This window comes from Klebsiella sp. A-Nf5, from assembly GCF_002810545.1.
In the GTDB taxonomy this organism is placed as follows: domain Bacteria; phylum Pseudomonadota; class Gammaproteobacteria; order Enterobacterales; family Enterobacteriaceae; genus Klebsiella; species Klebsiella variicola.
In genome coordinates this window covers 1-23,073 of the sequence record NZ_PIOG01000184.1, presented here as the reverse complement: position 1 = coordinate 23,073, position 23,073 = coordinate 1, and the positions used below count along the sequence as shown (strand labels likewise).

The 23,073-nt window shown below is 57.6% G+C and carries 24 protein-coding genes; 14 read left to right on the top strand and 10 right to left on the bottom strand.

Going from position 1 to position 23,073, the window contains the following annotated elements; translation table 11 throughout:
- Window positions 1-105 precede the first annotated feature (105 nt).
- A complete protein-coding gene (ydcK, locus tag CWM53_RS19705) occupies window positions 106-1,086 on the top strand; it encodes a YdcK family protein (protein WP_074385683.1) in 981 nt (326 codons plus the stop codon).
- On the opposite strand, the gene rimL is transcribed toward ydcK, so the two are convergent.
- From rimL to CWM53_RS19685, 4 genes are all read right to left on the bottom strand, one after another.
- Window positions 1,072-1,650, bottom strand: coding sequence for a 50S ribosomal protein L7/L12-serine acetyltransferase (rimL, locus tag CWM53_RS19700; protein ID WP_060875735.1), 579 nt, complete (start codon window positions 1,648-1,650; stop codon window positions 1,072-1,074). The genes ydcK and rimL overlap by 15 nt on opposite strands.
- Window positions 1,651-1,703: 53 nt before the next feature.
- A complete protein-coding gene (locus CWM53_RS19695; RefSeq protein ID WP_074385682.1) occupies window positions 1,704-3,359 on the bottom strand; it encodes a glucan biosynthesis protein D in 1,656 nt (551 codons plus the stop codon).
- Between the two features lie 319 nt (window positions 3,360-3,678).
- Window positions 3,679-5,184: a carboxylesterase/lipase family protein gene (locus CWM53_RS19690; protein WP_100750837.1), complete on the bottom strand. Its 1,506-nt coding sequence runs from the start codon at window positions 5,182-5,184 to the stop codon at window positions 3,679-3,681.
- Between the two features lie 41 nt (window positions 5,185-5,225).
- Window positions 5,226-6,569, bottom strand: coding sequence for a VOC family protein (locus tag CWM53_RS19685; protein ID WP_074385680.1), 1,344 nt, complete (start codon window positions 6,567-6,569; stop codon window positions 5,226-5,228).
- Window positions 6,570-6,808: 239 nt separating this feature from the next.
- Here CWM53_RS19685 and pcaH point away from each other — a divergent pair, with 239 nt between their 5' ends.
- From pcaH to CWM53_RS19665, 4 genes are all read left to right on the top strand, one after another.
- Complete coding sequence (gene pcaH, locus CWM53_RS19680) at window positions 6,809-7,549, top strand: protocatechuate 3,4-dioxygenase subunit beta (RefSeq protein WP_004202816.1); 741 nt, start codon at window positions 6,809-6,811, stop codon at window positions 7,547-7,549.
- The gene (gene pcaG, locus CWM53_RS19675; RefSeq protein ID WP_100675501.1) at window positions 7,546-8,166 is read left to right on the top strand and encodes a protocatechuate 3,4-dioxygenase subunit alpha; all 621 of its coding nucleotides are present in this window, start codon (window positions 7,546-7,548) and stop codon (window positions 8,164-8,166) included. The genes pcaH and pcaG overlap by 4 nt, the downstream gene beginning before the upstream one ends.
- A gap of 175 nt (window positions 8,167-8,341) precedes the next feature.
- A complete protein-coding gene (locus tag CWM53_RS19670; protein WP_012541541.1) occupies window positions 8,342-9,265 on the top strand; it encodes a LysR substrate-binding domain-containing protein in 924 nt (307 codons plus the stop codon).
- Between the two features lie 297 nt (window positions 9,266-9,562).
- On the top strand, window positions 9,563-11,935 hold the full coding sequence (locus CWM53_RS19665) for a glucose/quinate/shikimate family membrane-bound PQQ-dependent dehydrogenase (RefSeq protein ID WP_100729598.1): 2,373 nt from the start codon (window positions 9,563-9,565) through the stop codon (window positions 11,933-11,935).
- Between the two features lie 69 nt (window positions 11,936-12,004).
- Here the strand turns inward: CWM53_RS19665 and CWM53_RS19660 are convergent, their stop codons facing one another.
- The 3 genes from CWM53_RS19660 to cybB form a co-directional block, all read right to left on the bottom strand.
- Window positions 12,005-13,123, bottom strand: coding sequence for an S-(hydroxymethyl)glutathione dehydrogenase/class III alcohol dehydrogenase (locus CWM53_RS19660; protein ID WP_012968056.1), 1,119 nt, complete (start codon window positions 13,121-13,123; stop codon window positions 12,005-12,007).
- A gap of 24 nt (window positions 13,124-13,147) precedes the next feature.
- Window positions 13,148-13,423: a metal/formaldehyde-sensitive transcriptional repressor gene (locus CWM53_RS19655; protein ID WP_004101746.1), complete on the bottom strand. Its 276-nt coding sequence runs from the start codon at window positions 13,421-13,423 to the stop codon at window positions 13,148-13,150.
- A gap of 105 nt (window positions 13,424-13,528) precedes the next feature.
- Entirely contained in the window at window positions 13,529-14,056 is a 528-nt protein-coding gene (gene cybB, locus CWM53_RS19650) for a cytochrome b561 (RefSeq protein ID WP_008804655.1), read from the bottom strand.
- Between the two features lie 262 nt (window positions 14,057-14,318).
- On the opposite strand from cybB, the gene CWM53_RS19645 reads away from it, so the two are divergent.
- Window positions 14,319-14,687: a hypothetical protein gene (locus CWM53_RS19645; RefSeq protein WP_012968055.1), complete on the top strand. Its 369-nt coding sequence runs from the start codon at window positions 14,319-14,321 to the stop codon at window positions 14,685-14,687.
- Window positions 14,688-14,696: 9 nt separating this feature from the next.
- On the opposite strand, the gene CWM53_RS19640 is transcribed toward CWM53_RS19645, so the two are convergent.
- Window positions 14,697-14,882 (bottom strand): hypothetical protein, encoded by a 186-nt coding sequence (locus tag CWM53_RS19640; RefSeq protein WP_008804653.1) that lies wholly within the window; start codon window positions 14,880-14,882, stop codon window positions 14,697-14,699.
- Window positions 14,883-15,180: 298 nt separating this feature from the next.
- Here CWM53_RS19640 and CWM53_RS19635 point away from each other — a divergent pair, with 298 nt between their 5' ends.
- On the top strand, window positions 15,181-15,501 hold the full coding sequence (locus tag CWM53_RS19635) for a cupin domain-containing protein (RefSeq protein ID WP_061154396.1): 321 nt from the start codon (window positions 15,181-15,183) through the stop codon (window positions 15,499-15,501).
- A gap of 79 nt (window positions 15,502-15,580) precedes the next feature.
- Here the strand turns inward: CWM53_RS19635 and CWM53_RS19630 are convergent, their stop codons facing one another.
- Entirely contained in the window at window positions 15,581-16,045 is a 465-nt protein-coding gene (locus CWM53_RS19630; RefSeq protein WP_074386180.1) for a winged helix-turn-helix transcriptional regulator, read from the bottom strand.
- Between the two features lie 194 nt (window positions 16,046-16,239).
- Here CWM53_RS19630 and CWM53_RS19625 point away from each other — a divergent pair, with 194 nt between their 5' ends.
- Both CWM53_RS19625 and add read left to right on the top strand, forming a co-directional pair.
- Complete coding sequence (locus CWM53_RS19625; protein WP_100630743.1) at window positions 16,240-17,388, top strand: MFS transporter; 1,149 nt, start codon at window positions 16,240-16,242, stop codon at window positions 17,386-17,388.
- Between the two features lie 156 nt (window positions 17,389-17,544).
- Window positions 17,545-18,546 carry an adenosine deaminase gene (gene add / locus CWM53_RS19620; protein ID WP_012541536.1) on the top strand — a complete coding sequence of 334 codons (1,002 nt, stop codon included), beginning with the start codon at window positions 17,545-17,547 and terminating at the stop codon, window positions 18,544-18,546.
- 35 nt (window positions 18,547-18,581) lie between these two features.
- Here add and CWM53_RS19615 read toward each other — a convergent pair whose 3' ends face one another.
- Window positions 18,582-19,622, bottom strand: coding sequence for an oxidoreductase (locus CWM53_RS19615; protein WP_074385676.1), 1,041 nt, complete (start codon window positions 19,620-19,622; stop codon window positions 18,582-18,584).
- Between the two features lie 190 nt (window positions 19,623-19,812).
- Here CWM53_RS19615 and blr point away from each other — a divergent pair, with 190 nt between their 5' ends.
- From blr to rsxA, 5 genes are all read left to right on the top strand, one after another.
- Entirely contained in the window at window positions 19,813-19,950 is a 138-nt protein-coding gene (blr, locus tag CWM53_RS19610) for a division septum protein Blr (RefSeq protein ID WP_061154391.1), read from the top strand.
- A gap of 115 nt (window positions 19,951-20,065) precedes the next feature.
- Window positions 20,066-21,436, top strand: a complete 1,371-nt coding sequence (locus CWM53_RS19605) for a GH1 family beta-glucosidase (RefSeq protein WP_100630580.1) — start codon at window positions 20,066-20,068, stop codon at window positions 21,434-21,436.
- Between the two features lie 218 nt (window positions 21,437-21,654).
- A complete protein-coding gene (gene ydgT, locus CWM53_RS19600; protein WP_004202843.1) occupies window positions 21,655-21,870 on the top strand; it encodes a transcription modulator YdgT in 216 nt (71 codons plus the stop codon).
- Between the two features lie 75 nt (window positions 21,871-21,945).
- Window positions 21,946-22,386, top strand: coding sequence for a DUF2569 domain-containing protein (locus CWM53_RS19595; protein WP_100729597.1), 441 nt, complete (start codon window positions 21,946-21,948; stop codon window positions 22,384-22,386).
- Window positions 22,387-22,464: 78 nt separating this feature from the next.
- Window positions 22,465-23,046, top strand: coding sequence for an electron transport complex subunit RsxA (gene rsxA, locus CWM53_RS19590; RefSeq protein ID WP_002907658.1), 582 nt, complete (start codon window positions 22,465-22,467; stop codon window positions 23,044-23,046).
- Window positions 23,047-23,073 lie beyond the last annotated feature (27 nt).

Here is a 23,073-nt window from a genome sequence, read left to right as displayed (position 1 = left end):
GATGATATCAATTTAATTTGAAGTTGCATTTTAAAGGAACCTTATCCCGCGCGCTACGGCGTTCTTTGCTATGTTTATGTTAACCATAAGTAATGAGGATCGGGAATGCGTAAATACCGTCTCAGCGAACAGACCCGGCAGTATTGTTACCAGCAAGAGGATGGCAAACAGAGCGTCACCCTGCGCCAGATAGTGGCGCTTATCGATTTCGCTGACGTCAAAGCGGGCAGCGAAGGCGGCTGGGTTGACGCGGAAAGCGCTCTCAGCCAACAGGGCTTGTGCTGGATCTACGATGCCAACAGCGTGGTTTTCGCCGGAGCATGCATCCGCGACGACGCCCGCGTAACCGGGCCTTGCGTGGTCAGCCATGAGGCCGCCATCGGCGGACGGGCATGCATTCACGCCTCGCACATTAGCCATCACGCGCAGATAAGTGACAACGTCACGGTTAATCACAGCCAGGTACGCGGCTATTGTCGTCTTGCCGACGAAGCGCGTCTCCTGCCCCACTGCCAGGTGATTGCCGCCCGCGGGCTGACCGCCGATCGCGACAAAGTCCTGCAGATTTATCAGCGAGCCACTGTTAGCGCCTCGCGTATTCTCCACCAGGCGCAAATCTACGGCGATGCCTTTGTCGAGCACGCTTTTGTCGAACACCGGGCAGAAGTATTCGACCAGGCAAGACTGGAGGGGAACGAAGAAAACGACGTCTGGGTGTGCGATAATGCCCGGGTTTATGGTCACGCGCGTCTGATCGCCGGTCGCGGAGAGGATGCCATTCCCACCGTGCGCTACAGTTCGCAGGTTGCGGAGAATGCGGTGATTGAAGGCAACTGCCTGTTAAAGCACCGGGCGATGGTCGGTGGCGAGGCGCAGCTGCGCGGTGGTCCGATTCTGCTCGACGACGACGTGCTGATTCAGGGGCGGACCGTCATCATCGGCGATGTGATCATTGAGCACCAGGTCACCATCAATGACGAGGTGCAGATCGCCGCGCAGGAGGGTGAGGCCATTCATCTGCGCGGCCCGAAAACGCTTGACGGCCAGCAGCACATCACCCGCACGCCGCTGTTAGGCGCCCTCTAGCGCCTCGTCGCGGTCAATAATGCGCGCATAGATATTCTGATCGTCATAGCTGCCGTTCAGATACTCAGCCTGCCTGAGGCAACCTTCCAGAACGAACCCATTGCGCAACGCCACCTGGTTACTGCGGGTATTGGCCACCCGGCATTTGATCACAAACCGGCGCACCAGCCCGCTGCGGGCATAATGGTGGATAAAGGCCTGCAGGGAGCGGGAAAGCAGCCCCTGCCCCTGGTGCTCTTCATCGATCCAGTAACCGATATAGGCTGTTTTGTTCTGCGGCTCGATCTGGTTGAACGACAGGACGCCAACGAGTCGATGGTCGAGAAACAGCAAAAACATTTTGGCGTAATCCCGCTGATGCAGAATCACGTTACCCTGCACATGGCGGCGGGTCTCCTCTTCGCTGTTCACTTCGGCGGGCCAGTTGAGCGATTGCTGCAGCCAGTGGCGGTTTTTGACCACCAGCTGGTGCAGATCGCTGACGTAGCGCTCATCAATCGCGATAAGCGTCAGCGCGTCGGTCACCGGGATCGACTCAGGTACTGCGGGAATGTCTGTAGTCATGGGGCTCTCTACTGGCCCACAGGCGTTGCCTGCGGGCCGCGGCTGTCACGGGACTATTTCATGATCCGGTCGTCAACGTAGTTACGTTTATCCGGCGCCGGCGGGAAGTACTGATAGAGCCAGGTTTCGCTGATGGCTTCGCCCTGACAGCGCAGGAACAGGCGCATCTCCACCGGATCGGTCGAGTCGGAGGTCGGATACCAGTCGAAGAGGATCCGGTAGCCATCGAACGGCTCAACATAGAGGATCTCAATCTGCTTCGCTTCGCCGCTGGAGAGGGTGATCACCGGTTCAATACCGCGCGGCGCGGCGGCCTTCAGATCGCCGCCGACAAAGTCGATGGCAAAACGGCGCGCCCACTTATCCGGATAGTGCTCGCCCGGCGCCCAGCCTTCCGGGAAGCCCCCCATCCCGGTGCGGGTGGCGAGCACACGCGCCAGCGGAGTGCTCACCGGCGGCTGCGCGCTCCAGTAGAGACGGTAGCGGAAGTCCAGTTCGTCGCCCGCCTTCACCGCTTTTTCTGGCTGCCAGAAGCAGACGATATTATCCAGCGTTTCACCGGTGGTCGGGATCTCCATCAGGCTGACGGCCCCTTTGCCCCACTGGTTACGCGGCTCGACCCACAGGCTGGGACGCTTGTTATACCAGCCCATCACGTCCTGGTAATGGGAGAAATCGCGGTCCAGCTGCAGCAGACCGAAGCCACGCGGGTTCTTGTCCTGGAAGGCGTTGAACTGCAGCTTCTGCGGGTTATTCAGCGGCCGGCAGACCCATTCGCCGTTCCCCAGCCACATCGACAGCCGATCGGAGTCGTGGATCTGCGGGTGGATGGTATCGCACATCCGACGCTCGTTGTTGCCGCAGCTGAACATACTGGTCATCGGCGCAATACCCAGCTGTTTGATGTCCTTGCGGGCATAAAGGTGGTTTTCCACATCCATGATGACCTGGGTATCCTGGCAATGGATGGTGAATTTGTAGGCCCCGGTGATGCTCGGGCTATCCAGCAGCGCGTAAACGGTAAATACCGTGGCGTCCCCTTTGACTGTTTCGAACCAGAAGGAGGTGAAATCAGGGAACTCTTCCGGGGTATCGGTAAAGGTGTCCACCGCCAGCCCGCGAGCCGACAGGCCGTACTGGTAAGTGCTGTCTACCGCGCGGAAGTAGCTGGCGCCGAGGAACGCTACGATATCGCGGCGCGCCAGCTCCGGCGCTTTAAACACCCGGAATCCGGCGAAACCGAGGTCGGACTGGCCTTCCAGCTGGCGGGTGTCGACCCCGGCGTCATTGTACTTAAACAGCTCAGGGCGGAAATGGATCTCGCGCGCCTGCTGGGTGGCGGCGTCAAGAGAGAACATCCGCACGCGGCGACGGAACCCCATCCCGACGTGGAAAAACTGGATGTCCAGTTTGCGTTCTTCAATGTTGTTCCACAGCGAGTGGTTGGCGTCATACTGGATGCTGTTATAAGCCTGCGGAGTCAGATTGGCCAGCGTCGGCGGCAGATCGCGCGGGGCGCCGCCCCATGGCTGGCGCGCCAGATCGTGGGCCATCCCCTGCAGCACGGTGTAATCGAAACGACGCGTTTGCCCGTCGGCAATGCCCGCGTCTTCGGCAAAAGCGGCCTGACTGAATAAGGAGGCGACTCCTGACGTTCCGCATACGGCGGCAACAGCCATGGAAGATTTAAGAAAACGTCTGCGGTTCATGCCTGAGAAAGCGTCCTTCTACACGGGTGAATTGATTCGCAACGCGTCATCACGCTGCGTGATAAATTCCGCCCACTCTAGACAAAAACGATTAATAATCCAATTGTTGCCCGCAGAAAAAAGGTAAAAAAGCCCTGTCTACCAGAACAGCCCGTTTTTTCATCTCCGGGGAAGTGAGACTGCAAGGCACAGTCTGAGGCCTGCCTGTCATCGGACCGGATAGCGGTTCCTGGTATGGCATCTTCATCACGTGTCGGTTTCTCCACCGCCGGTGGCTTTCAGCAGAGTCATGTCCTTGCGGAACCACGAACAACCACCTTTACTCGAGCGTCACGTGATGCTTCATCACCCGGCGAAACAGCGCCAGCCGGGCGCGCATAAAGCGATTCTCCACTTTAAAACCGGCACGCTTATGCAAGCCAATGCGCAACAGACGATCCCGTCCACGCAGACACGCCGGCCAGCGCACTGCGCCGGAAAGTGCCAGGTCGCCGCTGGCGACGCGGGCAAACTGGGCCCAGTAATCAGCGACCTGAGCGGCGAAGGCCAGATCCGCTTCGCTGGCGTACTGACACACCGGGTCGGTCAACCGCAGGTTATCAAACACGTAGGGCACCTCGTTGCCATGCCAGGCGCCGTGCGGATAGGTGTCATGCTCCGCTTCCGCAACATAATCAAACCAGTAGCGCCAGCACGGCTGCCCCACGCGCTGCTGCGCCTGCATCACCACATAGCCGAGGGTGGTGAAGGCCATATCGCGGCACACTTCCCGCCCCAGCGCTTCATCGCCCTTCACGCCGGGATAAAGGAGTTTGATCAGCCCCAGACCCAGGCGGCGCTCACGGCGCAGCTTCTGGATCTGCCCGGCGATATCGACGCCAAACACGGCCATCACGCTGGCTTCATCGCTGTTGGAGCCGATCATCACCGGCATTGGGTGCTGACGTCCGGCAAAAAAGGTCTCCAGCATCGGCTGCGGCAGCACCGCGTCGCCGACGATGGGGGCCGGCCCTGTGTTCAGCGGTGCGGTGAGTGACCAGAAGGCCTCCGCGGGGATCGCCCGCAATTCCTCAGCGCTGGCTTGCGGTAAGGCAAAGTGTTCCGCCAGCAGGCGGCCTTTCTCCAGCGCCTTCTCTCGCGGCAGGTCGGGTAACGTATACCCGCTCTGAATAATCGCTTTATGGAACAGCCCTTTCGCTTTCGGCGAGGCCATCAGCGACAGCACGCTGCGCGCCCCGGCGGATTCGCCAAACAGCGTGACGTTAGCGGCATCCCCGCCAAAGGCATGGATATTCTCCTGAACCCACTGCAGGGCGGCAATCTGATCCAGCAGCGCGAAATTATAGAGACGTTCGCCTGCCTCTTCTTCCAGCGCCGGATGGGCGAAAAAGCCGAGATGGCCCAGCCGGTAGTTGACCGTCACCACCACCACATCGCGGCTGGCTAACGCTTTGCCATCGTAAGGCGGCAGGCTGCCGGCGCCGATGGTAAACCCGCCGCCGTGCAGCCAGACCATCACCGGCAGCGGCTGCGCCGCAGCAGCAGGTGCCCAGATATTGAGATATAAGCAGTCTTCGCTGAAAGCGCCGGGATCGCCGCCGCCGAGCTCACGGCAGTAGTCAATGTCCTGCCAGCTGGCGGCGGAAAAGGCGTCGGCCTGGCGGACGCCCTGCCAGCGGGCAGGAGGTTGCGGCGCGCGCCAGCGCAGCGGGCCCACAGGCGGCGCGGCATACGGAATGCCGCGCCAGATATGGATCCCCTGCTCTGCGCTCCCGGACACGGTTCCCTGGCGGGTTTTCGCCAACGGTTTCGACGGATGTTGCATAACCTGCTCCCTGTAAGGCTGATGCCAGCAGGGTACTGATTTTATAGCAGACCGCAACGTCGTTTGCTGCGCTCCTCCGCCTGTCGGTACAGGGCAAACTCATCCTCCACCGGGCAGCCCAGCGCCGCCTCAAAGGCCTCGCGGCTGGCATTCCCGTGGCTGCGCGCCTGCGTTTCGTTGCCCAGATTGGACTGAAAAATACCCGCTGCGCTGACCGGTAAAAAGTCTTCATAGATAATCGGCTGGGCGACCACCCACCCGCGCTCAATCAACGGCTGCGGATCGTCGCCCGGGCGAAACGCCTGGCGATGCGCCTCGCCGGCGGGCGTCAGGCGGTAGCGAAACCAGGCCAGCCCCTGCTGGCGGAGCAAAAATTCGCTGTCCGGGAATTCGCGGAATACCTCCTGCAGATGCTGCTGATGGCTGAGATTGTCCTTTCCGGTCCCCGCTGCCTGCAGCAGGCGGTCGTACAGCGCGCGTCCTTTTGGCGTTAGCGCAATGCCGCGTTGCTCAATTTCACCAAAGCGGGCGCTGTGGGTGCCTTTATGCTCCCCAGCAAACATCACCGGCTCCTCAAGCGCCTTAAAGCTGGTCTGCCGCAGGAGGATCGGGACCTCCCGGCGCGGTGGCCCTTCAATCAGCGCTTTGGGTTCAATACCACACTCGGGCATCAGGGCCTGGGCGCGATCAATATCCAGCGTCCGCGGCGTGAGGTGATTGATATGGCATCCCGGAAAGCAGACCACATCGGCAATCAGGCGGTGCTCGCGATGCAGAGCATGGTAGGTCTCCTCATCGACGGTAGCATGCCGGTGCCAGCGAAAGGTCTCCAGCGCCTCCTGCACAAACTCGCGCGCGTCGGCAGAGGTGAATTCGCCTTCAGCTTCATACTGCGCAATCAGCGCCAGGCAGCGGGGGGTAAAGATTTTGCGCCGGGCGAGGATGGCCTCGGCCCGCTCGCGCAGGGCGCGATTTTCAATCAGCTCCAGGCGCAGCAGCGAGGTGAAAACCCGAAACGGATTGCGTGCCAGCGCGGCATCGTCGATGGGACGAAAGGCCGTGGAATGGACCGGCACGCCGGCCTGCGAGAGATCGTAATAGCTGACGGGATACATCCCCATGATGGCAAACATGCGACGCAGCGTCGCCAGTTCCTCCGCTGTGCCCACGCGGATTGCGCCGTGGCGCTCCACGTTTAAGCGCGCCAGCTCGTCGGCATTGGCCAGTTGTTCATGCAGCTTCGGATTATTTTCCAGTACCGCCAGATTGACGTCTGCCACCAGCTCCAGCAGCGTCCCGTACTGCGGAACTTCCTGCTGGTACATGGCCGACATGGCCTGCGAAAAGTGCTCCCGAATCTCATCAGCCGTGATGGTGTTCGCCATGATGTGTTACCTCCAGTGAATACTTCCTGGAGTGTAGGAAAGCTGCCTCACGGCGGGGGGAAGAATTTACAAACTGTGATGGCGATAACCTGCTTCCGGCCCCAGTCATTGTTCAAAACATAACCCACGGTTATGAAAAACACCCGGTGATTTCACTTTAAATTAACAATACATTTACACACACTGTTTCTGGCGACATTACAACAACATGCCCCTCTACCGTCTACACGGAGTATCCGATGAACGACAAATGGTCCCCGCGCGAGGTTATCCATCGCGATTACAGTAGTCACCCGCCCGCTTACGCGCCGGGCTATAAAACCAGCGTCCTGCGCTCACCGAAGAATGCCCTGATCTCCCTGCAGAACTCGCTGTCAGAGATCACCGGGCCGGTCTTTAGCCGCGACGATCTAGGCCCTCTGGATAATGACCTTATCCTTAACTATGCCAAAGAAGGCCTGCCGATTGGCGAGCGGATCATTGTCCACGGCTATGTGCGCGATGGTTTTGGCCGACCGATGAAAAACACCCTGGTGGAAGTCTGGCAGGCCAATGCCGGCGGCCGCTACCGACATAAAAAAGATCAGTATCTGGCCCCGATTGACCCGAACTTCGGCGGCTGCGGCCGGGTGCTGACCGATGAAAACGGTTATTACTGTTTTCGCACTATCAAGCCCGGCCCCTACCCGTGGCGTAACCAGGCCAGCGACTGGCGTCCGGCGCATATTCATTTCTCGCTCTCGGGTGACGCCTGGGCGCAGCGCCTGATCACCCAGATGTATTTCGAAGGCGACCCGCTGATCAAACAGTGCCCGATCGTCCGGACCATTAATAATGACGACGCCGTACGCACGCTGATCGCCGAGCTGGACATGCACGCCGCCGTACCGCTGGATTGCCTGGCCTACCGCTTCGACCTTGTTTTACGCGGCCATCGCGCCACGCTGTTTGAAAATCGTACTCAGGGGGCCGCCCGATGAAACAGTATCTGCCTGAAACCGCCTCGCAGACGGCGGGACCCTATGTTCATATCGGTCTGGCGCCTGACGCCGCGGGCTTTCATATTTTTGAGAAAAACTTTGGCCCGATCCTCACCACCGCGGATACCACCGGGGAGCGGATCACCATTGAAGGCCGGGTTATCGACGGCTCCGGAACACCGGTGCGTGATGTGTTGCTGGAGATCTGGCAGGCCAACGCCGCGGGACGCTATAACCATCCTGACGACCGTCAGCAGCAGAAAGCCGTCGACCCGGGCTTCCGCGGCTGGGGGCGTACCTGCTCTGATTTCACCTCCGGCGTCTGGCGCTTTGACACCATTAAGCCGGGCCCGGTTGTCGGCCGCGATGGCCGCCTGATGGCGCCGCACGTCAACCTGTGGGTGGTCGCGCGGGGGATCAACATCGGCCTGAACACGCGGATGTATTTCGCCGATGAACACGAGGCCAACGCCAGCGACCCGGTGCTGAATCTGATCGAGTGGGAAGTGAGACGCAAAACCTTAATCGCCGAACGCGAGGTTCGCGGTTCGGAAGTGGTCTATCGCTTCGATATTTATCTGCAGGGCGAAAACGAAACCGTCTTTTTCGATATCTAGCGGCCACGACGATAAACGCCTTCCCCTCGTCCTGCGTGGGGAAGGCGTTTTAAACCGTGGGGAAAGATCTTGTAATGTAATCAGGTCAAATGTTAATAATATTTTGCTATCTGGTTATCAAATTTAAACAAGGCCGCTTGTCTCTTTCACCGCTGTGTTTTTAACATCATCTACTATGGAAAAAAATGGTCTCTTCAGTCAGCGCATTCGCTTGCGCCATCTACACACCTTCGTGGCCGTCGCTCAACAGGGAACGCTGGGGCGCGCGGCTGAAACTTTAAATCTGAGCCAGCCGGCACTCTCGAAAACGCTAAACGAGCTTGAACAGTTAACCGGTACCCGGCTGTTCGAGCGGGGCCGTCTGGGGGCGCAACTCACCCTGGTCGGCGAACAGTTTCTAACTCATGCCGTTAAGGTACTTGATGCCCTTAACTCAGCGGGTCAGGCGCTGAACCGTAAAGAGGGGCTGAATAACGACATTGTGCGTATCGGCGCGCTGCCTACCGCCGCACTGGGGATCCTGCCAACGGTGATCGGCCAGTTCCATAAACAGCAAAAAGACATCACGCTGCAGGTCGCCACCATGAACAACACCATGCTGCTGGCGGGGTTAAAATCCGGGGAGATCGATATCGGTATCGGACGCATGTCCGACCCGGATCTGATGAGTGGGCTCAACTATGAGCTACTGTTCCTCGAATCCCTGAAACTGGTGGTTCGTCCGGGACACCCCCTGCTTCAGGAGACCGTGACCCTGAGCCGGGTAATGGAGTGGCCCGTCGTGGTCTCACCGAAGGGCACCGTACCGCGGCAAAACGCCGAAACGTTGCTCCAGAGCCAGGGCTGTAAAATGCCCGCGGGGTGCATCGAGACGCTGTCTGCTTCGCTGTCACGCCAGCTGACGGTCGATTTCGACTATGTGTGGTTCGTGCCATCCGGGGCGGTGAAAGACGATCTTCGCCGGGGTGTGCTGAGCGCCCTGCCAATTGCCACCCAGGGCGCCGGAGAGCCCATCGGCATTCTGACCCGCGTCGATGCGACGCTCACGCCAGGTACGCAAACCCTGCTCAGCGCCATCCGCAAGTCAATGCCTGCCTGACCCCGCTTTCTCCCCGGTAGCCCCTGCCGGGGAGCCTATGCGCTTCGATGTGGTGCGCCTGACGGCGCAACACATTTAGCAAAATAATCATTTAGTGCGAAATCATTCATTAACAATTGCGTAAATTTCTTTAACAGATCTATCATATCGCGATTTCACCAAATGGTTCATTCGAAATCACATCAAGCAATAAACCTGCGTTTATGAAGGTACAAACCTCTTCATTCAAAAATAAAACAGAAAATATCTGTTTCATTTGGTTCATCGTGAAGTGGCGGGAGTGGTTAAGGAGATTACATGGCAACTGGCAACGCGCCGCGCGGATTCCCCCGGATCCTGCAGTGGCTTCTCGCCGGACTGATGCTCATCATCGGTCTGGCTATCGGTATTCTTGGGGCAAAACTGGCCCTCGTCGGCGGTACACTGTACTTCGCGCTGATGGGCGTGGTGATGGTCATCGCGGCGGTGTTGATTTTCCGCAACCGCCGCGGCGGTATTCTGTTGTACGCCGTGGCGTTTATCGCCTCGGTGATCTGGGCGATTAGTGACGCTGGCTGGAGCTACTGGCCGCTCTTCTCGCGCCTGTTTGCGCTCGGCGTCCTGGCCTTCCTTGCCGCCCTGGTCTGGCCTTTCCTCGCCACCCCACCGGCAAAAAAAGGCCCGGCATATGGCGTCGCCGCCGTTCTCGCCGTGGCGCTGGCGGTGAGCTTTGGCTGGATGTTCAAATCCGAACCACTGGTTAGCGCCACTGAAGCGGTGCCAGTGAAGCCCGTCGCGCCGGGCGAACAGCAGAAAAACTGGGCGCACTGGGGTAATACCACCCACGGCGACCGTTTCGCCGCGCTGGACCAAATCAACAAACAGAACGTCAACCAGCTGCAGGTGGCCTGGGTGGCGCATACTGGCGATATCCCGCAGAGCAATGGCTCCGGGGCGGAAGATCAAAACACCCCGCTGCAGATTGGCGATACTCTCTACGTCTGCACCCCTTACAGCAAAGTGCTGGCGCTGGATGTGGACAGCGGAAAAGAGAAATGGCGCTATGACTCCAAATCCTCTTCGCCCAACTGGCAGCGCTGCCGCGGCTTAGGCTATTACGAAGATAGCCAGGCGCAAACCGCGCCAGCGTCAGGCACGCAGCCTGCCGCCTGTTCCCGTCGTCTGTTCCTGCCGACGATCGACGCCCGCCTGATCGCCATTGATGCCGATACCGGCAAACTGTGCGAAAGCTTCGGCGATGGCGGTATTGTCGACCTCAGCGTCGGCATGGGTGAAGTGAAAGCGGGCTACTATCAGCAGACCTCCACCCCGCTGGTAGCGGGCAATGTGGTAGTGGTGGGCGGCCGCGTCGCGGATAACTACTCCACCGGCGAACCGCCGGGCGTGGTCCGCGCGTTTGACGTCCACACCGGCAAACTGGCGTGGGCGTGGGATCCCGGCAATCCAGCGCTGACCGGTGTTCCGCCGGAAGGCCAGACCTATACGCGCGGTACGCCAAACGTCTGGTCGGCGATGTCCTACGACGCGAAGCTGAATCTGATCTATCTGCCAACCGGCAACGCCACGCCAGATTTCTTTGGCGGCGAACGTACCGCGCTGGACGATAAATACAGCTCCTCTATCGTGGCTGTGGATGCCACCACCGGCCAGGTGCGCTGGCACTTCCAGACCACGCACCACGATCTGTGGGACTTTGACCTGCCGTCTCAGCCGCTGCTGTACGATCTGCCTGACGGCAAGGGCGGTACCACCCCGGTGCTGGTGCAAACCAGCAAGCAGGGCATGATCTTTATGCTCAACCGCGAGACCGGCGAGCCGGTGGCCAAAGTGGAAGAGCGTCCGGTACCGGCGGGCAACGTCAAAGGTGAACGCTACTCTCCGACGCAACCTTACTCGGTAGGGATGCCGATGATCGGCAACCAGACGTTGACCGAATCCGATATGTGGGGGGCGACACCGATCGACCTGCTGCTGTGCCGTATTCAGTTCAAAGAGATGCGCCATCAGGGCGTCTTTACCCCGCCAGGTGAAGACCGTTCCCTGCAGTTCCCGGGCTCGCTCGGCGGCATGAACTGGGGCAGCGTTTCGGTGGATCCGAACAACAGCCTGATGTTCGTCAACGATATGCGTCTGGGTCTCGCAAACTATATGGTGCCGCGCGCGAAGGTGGCGAAAGACGCCAGCGGGATCGAGATGGGCATCGTGCCGATGGAAGGTACGCCGTTTGGCGCCATGCGCGAACGTTTCCTGTCGCCGCTGGGCATTCCATGCCAGAAACCGCCGTTCGGCACCATGTCCGCGGTGGATCTGAAAACCGGCAAACTGGTGTGGCAGGTACCGGTTGGCACCGTAGAAGATACCGGGCCGCTGGGGATCCGGATGCACATGCCCATTCCGATCGGCATGCCGACCCTTGGCGCGTCGCTGTCCACGCAGTCCGGACTGCTGTTCTTCGCCGGTACCCAGGATTTTTACCTGCGCGCCTTTGATACCGCGAACGGGAAAGAGATCTGGAAATCGCGTCTGCCGGTCGGTAGCCAGTCCGGCCCGATGACCTACGTCTCACCGAAAACCGGTAAGCAGTACATTATTATCAATGCTGGCGGCGCCCGTCAGTCACCGGATCGCGGCGATTACATCATTGCCTACGCGCTCCCAGACCATCACTGATCGACCTAAGCAAAAGGGCCCATCCGGGCCCTTTTTGTATGGGTGACGATACGCCATCAGCGTTAGCGATTACTGGTCGCCAAAGTGGATCACGGTGCGAATCGATTTGCCTTCATGCATCAGATCAAAGGCCTCGTTAATCTGCTCCAGCGGCAGGCGATGGGTAATAAACGGGTCGAGGCGAATTTTACCAGCCATGGCGTCCTCCACCATTCCCGGCAGCTGACTGCGCCCTTTCACGCCGCCGAAGGCGGAACCGCGCCACACGCGGCCGGTTACCAGCTGGAACGGACGGGTCTTGATCTCCTGGCCAGCACCGGCTACGCCGATGATCACGCTCTCACCCCAGCCTTTATGGCAGCACTCCAGCGCCGCGCGCATCACGTTGACATTGCCGATGCACTCGAAGCTGAAATCCACCCCGCCGTCGGTCAGTTCGACAATCACATCCTGAATCGGCTTATCGTAGTCGTTCGGGTTGATAAAGTCGGTTGCGCCCATCTCTTTGGCGAGGGTGAACTTATCCGGGTTGGTATCGACCGCCAGAATGCGTCCGGCCTGCGCCTGCACCGCGCCCTGGATCACCGCGAGACCAATGCCGCCTAAACCAAAGACCGCGACGCTATCCCCGGGCTTGACCTTCGCCGTGTTGTGCACCGCGCCGATACCGGTGGTGACACCGCAGCCCAGCAGGCACACTTTATCCAGCGGCGCCTGCGGATTGACTTTCGCTAGCGAGATCTCGGCGCAAACCGTATATTCGCTGAAGGTGCTGGTGCCCATATAGTGATAAATCGGTTCGCCGTTATAGGAGAAACGGGTGGTGCCGTCCGGCATCAACCCTTTGCCCTGGGTGGCGCGCACCGCCTGACAGAGATTGGTTTTACCCGACTTACAGAACTTGCACTCGCCGCATTCGGCGGTATACAGCGGGATCACGTGGTCGCCCGGCTTAAGGCTGGTAACGCCCTCGCCCACTTCCACGACAACCCCGCCGCCTTCATGGCCCAGTACCGCCGGGAAAACACCCTCTGGATCGTCGCCGGAGAGGGTAAAGGCATCGGTGTGACACACGCCGGTGTGGGTGATTTTCACCAGAACTTCGCCTTTCTTCGGCGGCGCGACGTCAATCTCAACGATTTTTAACGGCTGGCCAGGACCAAAGGCAACTGCTGCGCGTGATTTCATAACTGTCTCTTCCTCGTCGTGATGTTATTTTAAATAGGATCGTAGCAGATGACCGACCTCTGCCATTCTCGCGGCCCGCTGGTCCGGGGTGGTCTCGCCGCTAACCAGCTCGTCCTGCAGGTGGATCTCCACCATTTCGCCCATCAGGCCATTTGCCGCACCGCGAATTGAGGCAATCTGCTGCAGGATTGTCATGCAGGGTTCGCCGGACTCCAGCGCGCGCTCGAGGGCCTCGACCTGGCCGCGGATGCGGCGTACGCGACTGAGCGCCCGTTTTTTATCTTCAGGTGAATGTGGCACGATTACGCCTCCGTATCATATAGGGGGGTATACTATATTTTATTACCCATAAAGGCAAAAAAAACCCCGTCGCGGGACGGGGTCAGGCAAAACGGTAACGACTATTTAGCGCTTACGGGGCATCATCCGCAGCAGGGTATTATCTTTCCACCAGTAATGATGGACCAGCGCGGCAAGGGCATGCAGGCCAATCACGAAGTACCCGGCGTTGGCTAACCATTCATGGATCGCCTTCAGGGTGTCCACCCGCTCAAAATCGCTCTGCGGGGCATACGGCATGGTCAGGCCAAAGGCGTACCAGGGATTTCCGCGCCAGTACATCATCACCATCCCGATCAGCGGCAAGGCAATAAATAGCAGATAGATAACCAGATGGCCGAGATGAGCAAAACCGGTCATCATCGGCGACGGTTTCGGCACGATCGGCGGCGCTGGCGACTTCAGCCGCACCAGCAAACGCGCCACCATCAGCGCGCAGATGGTGATCCCGCAGGAGACATGAATCATATTAATCAGCGGCCGGTCACTACGGGGAAAAAATCCACGTAGCTCCATTGCCGCATAAGCCACCACCACCAGCAAAAAGACCAACCAGTGAATACCGATCTGCAGGCCCGAATATTTATCGCGCATGGAATTTCCTTAATGGAAAGAGTGATATCGCCAACATAGCGGCCTTCTCTTAAATTTTCATTAACCTTTACGTTGAATTAACAATTGATTACCGCATTGCGCCGACCCGGGAAGGCGCAGCATGCCTCGACGTGCTGAAGCGAACAGGCAACCGGCAGTCGGTACGCTATTACAAAATTAAACAGTTTTGTCACCTTCCACCGCCCTGTCCTTCTCTATAGTAGAGAGCATCTGTCGAGCCACGTTGCGCATGGAGATGAGAATGAAGAAAATCGGCTTACCGCTATTGTTGCTGGCGTCGCTGGCTGTCCCGGCTTTCGCTGCGGACTGCCAGCCTAACGGCATTGGCGGATCATTTTGCATAAACGATGATGGCACCACCACCGACACGGTACCGAATGAAGTGAATGGTATGGATACTTACTCAAACAATGGCGGGTATACCAGCTCCCTGCCCGATCAGTCGGGGGCCGATGAAGCGCTGGAAGGCTCGACGATGTCGACGCAACAGGATACGGTCGCCAGCAGCGGCCAGGGCGATAGCGCACTGGCTGGCCGCGACTGGCATGCACCGTCCAATCTCAATGATGGCGCCGCCACCTCCAGCATGAGTCTGCTGGATAAACCCTGAGATCGGATGCTAAGCGAGGCTCCAGCCTGCGGCGCCGATAGCGACGGCGAACAGCAGGCAGGCCAGCGCCGTTTTGCGTAGCAGCATGGTATAGAAAGAAATCGCGACGCCAATAAAGACCACAATCAGAATCGGCCACATGCTTAATAGCAGCAGCAGAAAACCCTCAATATTGTTATGGATTACGCTCTCCACATCCGCATCCTTGCCTCATCGTCGATAAAGTAAGCAGAATTTAATATGTAACATGAATACATTCAAATAAAATATAAATGTAAATGATTATTCTGCTGGCGGTGAGTCGCCTGTCGCAACGTGCAGAGGGTTGTCATCAGAAACCTCCAGGAAAAAGATACGACAAAATCCTGGAGGGCAAGGGGCTGAGGAGAAAGGGTTAGCCGCTTCTTCGACTTGTTTTTCCATATTTGTTATAGGACGGCAGAGCATTTCTATGACATAAGTGCCTAAAACGAACATCAAAGGGAATGACGTTATGTCGCTTTATGACCTTAGCGCAGAAGCACAGGTGTTACCGGAAGCCTGGCACTCACAAGTATTAGGCCGCATTGGCACAGCGAATCTCAAAGTTTTACGAATGGATGAACGCTCATTAAGCGAAGAAGTGCATGAGTATGACGAGGGATTACTGGTCATTGACGGACGTCTGGAGCTGAATGTGAAAGGAGAAAAAATCTCTGTCACGCCTGGCCAGCTTTATGTCGCCAAAGCAGGTATTCCTCATATTGTGGAAACAGGCAGCTTTGGCACACTGGTTATCATAGATTTACCTGAAACGAAGGTTGCCGAACGCTAGTATGTCCGCTTTTCGCTGTACGGCCGGGGCGCGATGTCATCGAACCGATTCCCACCGCACCGCGCCCCTCTTCAGGCCTTCATTCACCGCTGATATCCGACACAACGCGCCGGCGATGGCAGTCGCCAGGTTGCAGTTTCTCCCCCTGAGCGGAACGCACATCCAGATACTGAAGCGGCTGACCGTGTTCGTTATCCAGCAGGACAGAATAGGTTTCCCCGTAATCAAACATATAACGCTCTCCCCATTGCCGCATCGCCACAACAATGGGAAACACAGATCGCCCCTTTTCAGTCAGGACGTATTCCTTGTAGGCGCTGCCATCCGATGCCGGTAAAATCGCGAAAATACCGATATCAACCAGGTGCTTCAGCCGCGAGGCAAGGATATTTTTGGCCAGCCCTAGATTCTTTTGAAACTCGCTGAATCGCCGCACATCATCAAATGCCTCGCGAATAATCATCAGGCACCAGCGCTCACCAATTGATTCCAGCGTCCTTGCCACCGGACATTCACTGGTTCTGAGTGATTCCTGTTTCGCCATCTGCATGCTCTCCGTCAATCAGTCTACTGATGCCAGCTTAATCTTCACACGTAGCAGTTGCAAAAGAAAACCACTATGGCTAATTTTATAGGCACACTAGTTTTAAAAAGCAACCAGAGTGCAGGCCTCTTATGAAATGCAAGGCAAGTTTGTGTACCGAGCACGAGATCCCGACCGCCTCCGCCCCTGCCACGATGCTGACCGCGGGGATAACGGCGCTGTTTTCACTGACCTGCGCGCTGGCGGTAGCCAACGTTTATTCAGCTCAGCCGTTACTCGACTCGATGGCGGTCAGCCTGAAGGTGTCGCCCGGCATGATGGGCAGCGTCATCACCGCGACACAGGTGGGCTATGCCATCGGCTTGCTGTTCCTGGTTCCGCTCGGGGACGGTTTGAACCGTAAACACGTGATGATGACTCAGCTGTTGCTGTCGGTGGCGGCGTTAGTCGTGGCAGGGTTATCCCCTAATATCGCGATCCTGCTGGGTGCCATGCTGATCGTCGGCCTGATGGCGGTGGTGGTGCAGCTGATGGTGGCATGGGTGGCGATACTGGCGACGCCGCAGAAACGGGGCCAGGCGGTGGGTACCCTGACCAGCGGAATTGTTTCAGGCATTCTGTTGTCTCGTTTTATATCAGGCGCGATCGCTGATATCGCCGGCTGGCGAGCCGTTTATCTCACGGCTGCCTGTCTGATGTTGTTGATTGCCGGCGTCATCTGGAAAGTCATGCCTTCGCCCACGCCGCAGTCGCAAAAGCCCACTTACCTTTCCTTACTGAAGTCAGTTTTTCAGCTGTATACCACTGAACCGCAATTGAGAAAGCGCGGGATCCTGGCGCTACTGATCTTCGCCGCTTTCAGTATGCTGTGGACAACCATGGTCATGCCGCTCACCGCCCTTTCCCTGTCGCACACCCAGACAGGGATGTTTGGCCTGGCCGGCATCGCTGGCGTGCTGGCCGCCTCAAGGGCGGGCAAGTGGGCTGACCAGGGATGGGCGCAGCGCTCGACCGGCCTGGCGCTGGCGCTGCTGGCGCTCTCATGGCTGCCTATCGCCTTTGCCGAAACCTCTCTGCTATGGCTAATAGTGGGTGTTATCGCACTGGACTTTGCGGTGCAGGCCGTGCATGTCACCAACCAGAGCCTGATTATTGCCGCCAGGCCTGCAGCGGCAAGCCGCCTTGTTGGGGCTTATATGTGTTTTTATTCGCTGGGCAGTGCGGCAGGCGCTATCGTCGCCACGCAACTTTATTCCCATTGGGGATGGCAGGCGGTCTGCCTTGCCGGCGCCGCGGTCAGCGCGTGCGCTTTTCTGGTCTGGTCAGGATCGCGTCAATCATGAACGTCGTTCGCTGTTTTAAATGGCGCAGCGAAAAGAGCGGAAAAATGACCTGAGTGCCCCCAGCTGTTTGTATCGAATGGATTTTTTCAATGCTTTTAAACAGTTATGTACATGTTGTATAATGACGTGCACTTTAACTAAAAAAAGAGTGCGACCATGATTGATTCTTCATTGCCATTAACCGACATTCACCGCCACCTTGACGGTAACATCCGGGCCCAAACCATCCTCGATCTTGGCCGCGAGTTTAATATCGCCCTTCCCGCTTCCACCCTCGACACGCTGCGTCCCCACGTCCAGGTCACCAGCCTCGAGCCCGATCTGGTCAGTTTTCTCGCCAAGCTCGACTGGGGGGTTAAAGTCCTTGCTTCACTGGAAGCCTGCCGTCGCGTGGCATACGAGAACGTCGAAGACGCCGCGCGCAATGGTCTGCACTACGTTGAGCTGCGCTTCTCTCCCCGCTATATGGCGATGACCCACCAGCTTCCCGTCGACGGCGTGGTAGAGGCAGTGATCGCGGGCGTGCGTGAAGGCAGCCGCGATTTTCAGGTCGACGCCCGCCTGATCGGCATTCTGAGCCGCACCTTCGGTGAAGCGGCCTGTCAGGAAGAGCTGGCGGCGCTGCTCGCCCACCGCGAGGGCATCACCGCGCTGGATCTGGCCGGTGATGAGCTGGGCTTCCCGGGCGCGCTGTTCCTCAACCATTTTAATCAGGCCCGCGACGCTGGCTGGCATATTACCGTCCACGCTGGCGAAGCGGCCGGACCGGAAAGTATCTGGCAGGCCATCCGCGAGCTGGGCGCGGAGCGTATCGGTCATGGGGTCAAAGCGGTAGAGGATCCGGCCCTGATGGACTACCTGGCCGAACATCAGATCGGCATTGAATCGTGCCTGACCTCGAATGTGCAAACCAGCACCGTGGCTTCGCTGGCCCAACATCCGCTGAAGCAGTTCCTTGAGCACGGCGTGCTGGCGAGCCTCAACACTGACGATCCGGCGGTGCAGGGCGTCGATATTATTCACGAGTACACCGTGGCGGCGCCGGCGGCGGGCCTGAGCCGGGAGCAGATCCGTCAGGCGCAGATCAACGGTCTGACCCAGGCGTTTCTGAGCGAACAGGAAAAAGCCGCTCTTATTCAGCGGGTGGCGAAAGGTTGATCATCGGCCCGGCGGCCGCGCTGCCGGGCTTCCCCTCACACCAGGCTGAGCGTGGCGCGATGTCTGGCCGACTCGATACCCAGCTCAATCAACGTCATGATCTGAATCGCCTCGCTGGCCGGGACCGGGTTTTCTCCCTCCCCGTTAAGCGCATCGCGAATGGCGGCATAATAGGCGGGATAATTGCCCGGCAGCGTCAGCCATGTCTCCTCGCTTCGTTCGTCGCCCTCGGCGCGGGTCAGAGTACCGTCGCGCATATCATACCCCCAGTCCTCCTGCGGCAGTCGTTCACCGTTTTTTAGCCGTTCCTCCTGGGGATCAAGGCCATACTTAATATAGCTGGCCCGCGAGCCGTGGACGATAAAGCGCGCGCTCTCCGCCGCAGCGAGCAATGTGCCATGCAGCACCACCCGCCTCTGGGGATAGGCCAGCACGGCGTGAAAATAGTCGGTGGATTGCGCGCCGGGGCGAAGTTGAGCGAGATCGACCGTGATACTCACCGGCAGGCCAAAGAGCACCACCGCCTGATCGAGCAGATGCGGCCCCAGATCATACCAAATCCCACTTCCGGGGCCTCCCTGTTCCCGCCAGCGCTGGCGCACCTGGGGGCGGAAGCGATCGAAATGCGACTCGAAGTAACACACTTCCCCCAGTTGACCTTCGTTAATCAGTGCCCTGACGGTTAAGAAATCACTGTCCCAGCGGCGGTTATGAAACACCGACAGCACCCGGCCACAATGCTTCGCCAGCCCCTCCAGCTCGCGTGCTTGTGACAGTGTCACGGTAAAAGGTTTATCCACTACCACATGCTTGCCCGCTTCCAGCGCCGCTTTCGCCAGCGGAAAGTGGGTATCGTTCGGGGTGGCGATGACCACCAGATCAATATCAGGATCGTTGAGCAAGTCCTTTGCCGCACTCACCACCCTGACCCCTGGCCAGTCGGCATGGACTTTGCCGGCCTCGCTGCTGGAGACCATCGTCAACGCCATGCCCGGCGTGCCGCCGATCAGCGGCGCGTGAAACGTTTTGCTGGCGTAACCGTAACCTAATAGCCCTACCCGGATCGCGTCACTCATGTTACCGCCTCACTTATTCAGCTGATGTCAATATCATGTTGATGAGAATAATCTTACAAATAGTGAGCAAATTTTATCATTTAACACCCTGATTTTTTCCCGCACATGTGCAAAATCAGACAGATACCCCTTGTGATCTGCTGACCATGGAGTAACATTTTACGCTGTGTTCAAAGGATATTGATGTGTTATGACGACTGTTTTTACCCGTATTGTAGAACTTATTGGCTGGATTGTTTTTGGTATTTCCGCACTGCTTTTGGTTATCGCGCACCATATTGATAACTATCAGGCCCCACCGCCAGCGGATGTGGTGCAGACAAAGTAGCGCCGCCGTAAAACAGTGACCCGCCTCGCAACTGTGCAACCGGTTTCAGAAACCGGTTGCACAGTTATCATCGCTTTTATTACACTCCCTTTATCATCAGACAGGGAGCTTATTCATGGCCGCTTTTCCGCACAATTTTTTATGGGGTGCCGCTACCGCAGCGTATCAGGTTGAAGGTGGGCACGACGCAGACGGCAAAGGACCGTCAATCTGGGATATCTACTCTCACTTGCCGGGTACCACCTTTGAAGGCACCACCGGCGATGTCGCGGTCGACCACTATCACCGTTTTCGCGAAGACGTCGCGTTAATGGCCGAAATGGGCCTGCAAAGTTATCGATTCTCTATCTCCTGGCCCCGACTGATGCCCAACGGGCGCGGTGAAGTGAATGAAGCGGGAGTACAGTTTTACAGCGATCTGATCGACGAACTGCTGGCGCACAATATTGAGCCGATGATCACCCTCTATCACTGGGACCTGCCGCAGGCCCTGCAGGATGAGGGCGGCTGGGAAGCACGTAGTACCGCCGAGGCCTTCGCCGAGTACGCCCGCCTGTGCTATGCGCGCTTTGGTTCACGGGTGAAGCTGTGGGCGACCTTTAACGAAACCATCGTGTTCATTGGCCACGGCTACATCAACGGTCTGCATCCCCCGGCGGTCCGCGATCCAGCGCGTGCCATTCAGGCCTGCCACCACGTGTTTATCGCCCATGCGCTGGCGGTGAAGGCGCTCCGCGAGAGTGGCGTGGCGGGCGAGATTGGCTTCGTCAATGTGCTACAGCCGCATACTCCGCTCACCGACAGTGAGGCAGACAAAAAGGCCACCGAACTGGCTGACGCCATCCATACTCACTGGCTTTACGACCCGGTACTGAAAGGCACCTATCCAGCTGCTCTGCTGGCGCAGACCCAGGCTCTGTGGGGGGTACCGCGCTTTTCCCCGGACGATGACGCACTGCTGCGCGAGAACCGCTGTGACTTTATTGGGCTGAATTACTATCGCCGGGAAACGGTGTCCGCCCAGCCGCCCGACATCCCCACCGGTGGCGAATCTGGCGTGGAGGGGTTGTTCTATTTCGCGCGTAATCCGCAGAGCACCTATACCGAATGGGGATGGGAAATCTGGCCGCAGGGGCTGACGGACGGCATTATGATGATCAAGGAACGCTATGGCGATATCCCGATCTATATCACCGAAAATGGCCTGGGGGCGAAAGACCCGATTATTGCCGGTGAAGTGGTCGACGACCCGCGAATCGACTACCTGAGCAGCCATATTGGCGCCGTGGAAAAGGCGCTGGCGCTAGGGGCGGATGTGCGCGGCTATTATCCCTGGTCGTTTATCGATCTGCTGAGCTGGCTTAACGGGTATCAAAAGCAGTACGGCTTTGTCTATGTCGATCACCAGCAAAATCTGGCTCGCAAACGAAAGAAGAGTTTTTATTGGTACAAATCTGTTATTGCCAGTCACGGCGAACAGCGTTAATCTTCACTTGCGGGCGCCATTCGGCGCCCGGTCTGGTTTTAGAATATTCTTAAACTTCTCCCTGCTCTTCAAGGTCGGCTCTCGCCCCTTGTCATGGGTTTATATAACCTGAATCATTCCACCCGGCCCCATTCAGAAGGCGCCGTTGGTTGAGAGTAGGTTTAGTGAATGCTGATAATATTCAACATAATTATTCCGATTATAAAATGGATACGAAAATGACCGTTCTGGACTATTTATTAAAATTCCGCAAAATCAGTTCGCTCGAAAGTCTTGAAAAACTATTTGATCACCTTAACTACTCCCTGACCGACACCGAAGAGATCGTGAATATGTATCGTGCGGCCGACCACCGCCGGGCAGAGCTGGTCTCCGGCGGTAAATTGTTCGATGTGGGCCAGGTGCCTAAATCCGTTTGGCGATTCGTGCAGTAAGGCTGTCATCCTTCACGCCAGTTGCTTATACTTCCCGGCCTGATTTTCATTACTGGCGTTGAATAGGGGAGTAACATGACGTCTCAATCTGCAGAACGCATCGGCGGATGGCTGCTGGCACCGCTGGCCTGGTTGCTGGTGGCGCTGCTGAGCGCCTCCTTATCGCTGCTGTTTTTTGCCAATGCCCTCATGTCGACGCAGACGTATGCCCTGCTGCGCGCTATGAGCACCGGACATATGGTACTGTGGCTCGCTTCACTGCTGTTTGCTGTCGCCATGTGGTATTACACGCTTTGGCTGACTATCGCGTTCTTCAAGCGGCGCTCGCTGGTCCCTAAGCACTATATTATCTGGTTGCTCATCACTCTGCTGCTGGCGATAAAGACTTTTGCCTTCTCTCCCGTCTCGGATGTTCTTGCTTTGCGTCAGCTGCTGTTTCCATTGTTGGCTGCCGCGCTCCTGGCGCCCTATTTTCGCCGTTCACAGCGGGTAAAACGGACCTTTGTTCATCCGTAATAACCCCACATTTAACCTGTTGTCGCCGGTATCGTTTTATTCGATAATAAGCGGCTTTTTTTCGTTTCAGGTCGCATGATGGCTGATTATTTACTGCTCTTTATTGGTACTGTCCTTGTCAATAACTTCGTTCTGGTGAAGTTTCTTGGCCTGTGCCCGTTTATGGGGGTTTCCAAAAAGCTGGAAACCGCAATGGGGATGGGGCTTGCCACCACCTTCGTGATGACGCTGGCCTCTATTTGTGCCTGGCTGATTGATACCTGGATCCTTATCCCGTTAAATCTGGTTTATTTACGCACGCTGGCCTTTATTCTGGTCATCGCCGTGGTGGTCCAGTTCACTGAAATGGTGGTGCGTAAAACCAGCCCGGCGCTCTATCGCCTGTTGGGGATCTTTCTGCCGCTGATCACCACCAACTGTGCGGTTCTCGGGGTGGCGCTGCTGAATATCAATCTGGGACACAATTTCCTGCAGTCCGCGCTGTACGGCTTTGCCGCCGCCGTCGGTTTCTCGCTGGTGATGGTGCTGTTCGCGGCGATCCGCGAGCGCCTGGTAGTGGCCGATGTGCCCGCGCCGTTTCGTGGTAATGCCATCGCATTGATTACCGCCGGTTTAATGTCTCTGGCCTTTATGGGCTTTAGTGGTTTGGTGAAGTTGTAATGAGCGCAGTCTGGATAGCCGTCATCG

Excerpts from the sequence above, each read along its gene's own strand:
- blr (WP_061154391.1), top strand. The coding sequence starts at position 19,813 with ATGACGACTGTTTTTACCCGTATTGTAGAACTTATTGGCTGGATTGTT.
- CWM53_RS19615 (WP_074385676.1), bottom strand. The coding sequence starts at position 19,622 with ATGAGTGACGCGATCCGGGTAGGGCTATTAGGTTACGGTTACGCCAGC.
- pcaH (WP_004202816.1), top strand. The coding sequence starts at position 6,809 with ATGAACGACAAATGGTCCCCGCGCGAGGTTATCCATCGCGATTACAGT.
- CWM53_RS19630 (WP_074386180.1), bottom strand. The coding sequence starts at position 16,045 with ATGGCGAAACAGGAATCACTCAGAACCAGTGAATGTCCGGTGGCAAGG.
- CWM53_RS19635 (WP_061154396.1), top strand. The coding sequence starts at position 15,181 with ATGTCGCTTTATGACCTTAGCGCAGAAGCACAGGTGTTACCGGAAGCC.
- pcaG (WP_100675501.1), top strand. The coding sequence starts at position 7,546 with ATGAAACAGTATCTGCCTGAAACCGCCTCGCAGACGGCGGGACCCTAT.
- cybB (WP_008804655.1), bottom strand. The coding sequence starts at position 14,056 with ATGCGCGATAAATATTCGGGCCTGCAGATCGGTATTCACTGGTTGGTC.
- CWM53_RS19645 (WP_012968055.1), top strand. The coding sequence starts at position 14,319 with ATGAAGAAAATCGGCTTACCGCTATTGTTGCTGGCGTCGCTGGCTGTC.
- CWM53_RS19595 (WP_100729597.1), top strand. The coding sequence starts at position 21,946 with ATGACGTCTCAATCTGCAGAACGCATCGGCGGATGGCTGCTGGCACCG.
- CWM53_RS19685 (WP_074385680.1), bottom strand. The coding sequence starts at position 6,569 with ATGGCGAACACCATCACGGCTGATGAGATTCGGGAGCACTTTTCGCAG.
- rimL (WP_060875735.1), bottom strand. The coding sequence starts at position 1,650 with ATGACTACAGACATTCCCGCAGTACCTGAGTCGATCCCGGTGACCGAC.
- ydgT (WP_004202843.1), top strand. The coding sequence starts at position 21,655 with ATGACCGTTCTGGACTATTTATTAAAATTCCGCAAAATCAGTTCGCTC.
- CWM53_RS19660 (WP_012968056.1), bottom strand. The coding sequence starts at position 13,123 with ATGAAATCACGCGCAGCAGTTGCCTTTGGTCCTGGCCAGCCGTTAAAA.
- CWM53_RS19670 (WP_012541541.1), top strand. The coding sequence starts at position 8,342 with ATGGAAAAAAATGGTCTCTTCAGTCAGCGCATTCGCTTGCGCCATCTA.
- CWM53_RS19625 (WP_100630743.1), top strand. The coding sequence starts at position 16,240 with ATGCTGACCGCGGGGATAACGGCGCTGTTTTCACTGACCTGCGCGCTG.
- ydcK (WP_074385683.1), top strand. The coding sequence starts at position 106 with ATGCGTAAATACCGTCTCAGCGAACAGACCCGGCAGTATTGTTACCAG.
- CWM53_RS19690 (WP_100750837.1), bottom strand. The coding sequence starts at position 5,184 with ATGCAACATCCGTCGAAACCGTTGGCGAAAACCCGCCAGGGAACCGTG.
- CWM53_RS19605 (WP_100630580.1), top strand. The coding sequence starts at position 20,066 with ATGGCCGCTTTTCCGCACAATTTTTTATGGGGTGCCGCTACCGCAGCG.
- CWM53_RS19695 (WP_074385682.1), bottom strand. The coding sequence starts at position 3,359 with ATGAACCGCAGACGTTTTCTTAAATCTTCCATGGCTGTTGCCGCCGTA.
- CWM53_RS19665 (WP_100729598.1), top strand. The coding sequence starts at position 9,563 with ATGGCAACTGGCAACGCGCCGCGCGGATTCCCCCGGATCCTGCAGTGG.
- rsxA (WP_002907658.1), top strand. The coding sequence starts at position 22,465 with ATGGCTGATTATTTACTGCTCTTTATTGGTACTGTCCTTGTCAATAAC.
- add (WP_012541536.1), top strand. The coding sequence starts at position 17,545 with ATGATTGATTCTTCATTGCCATTAACCGACATTCACCGCCACCTTGAC.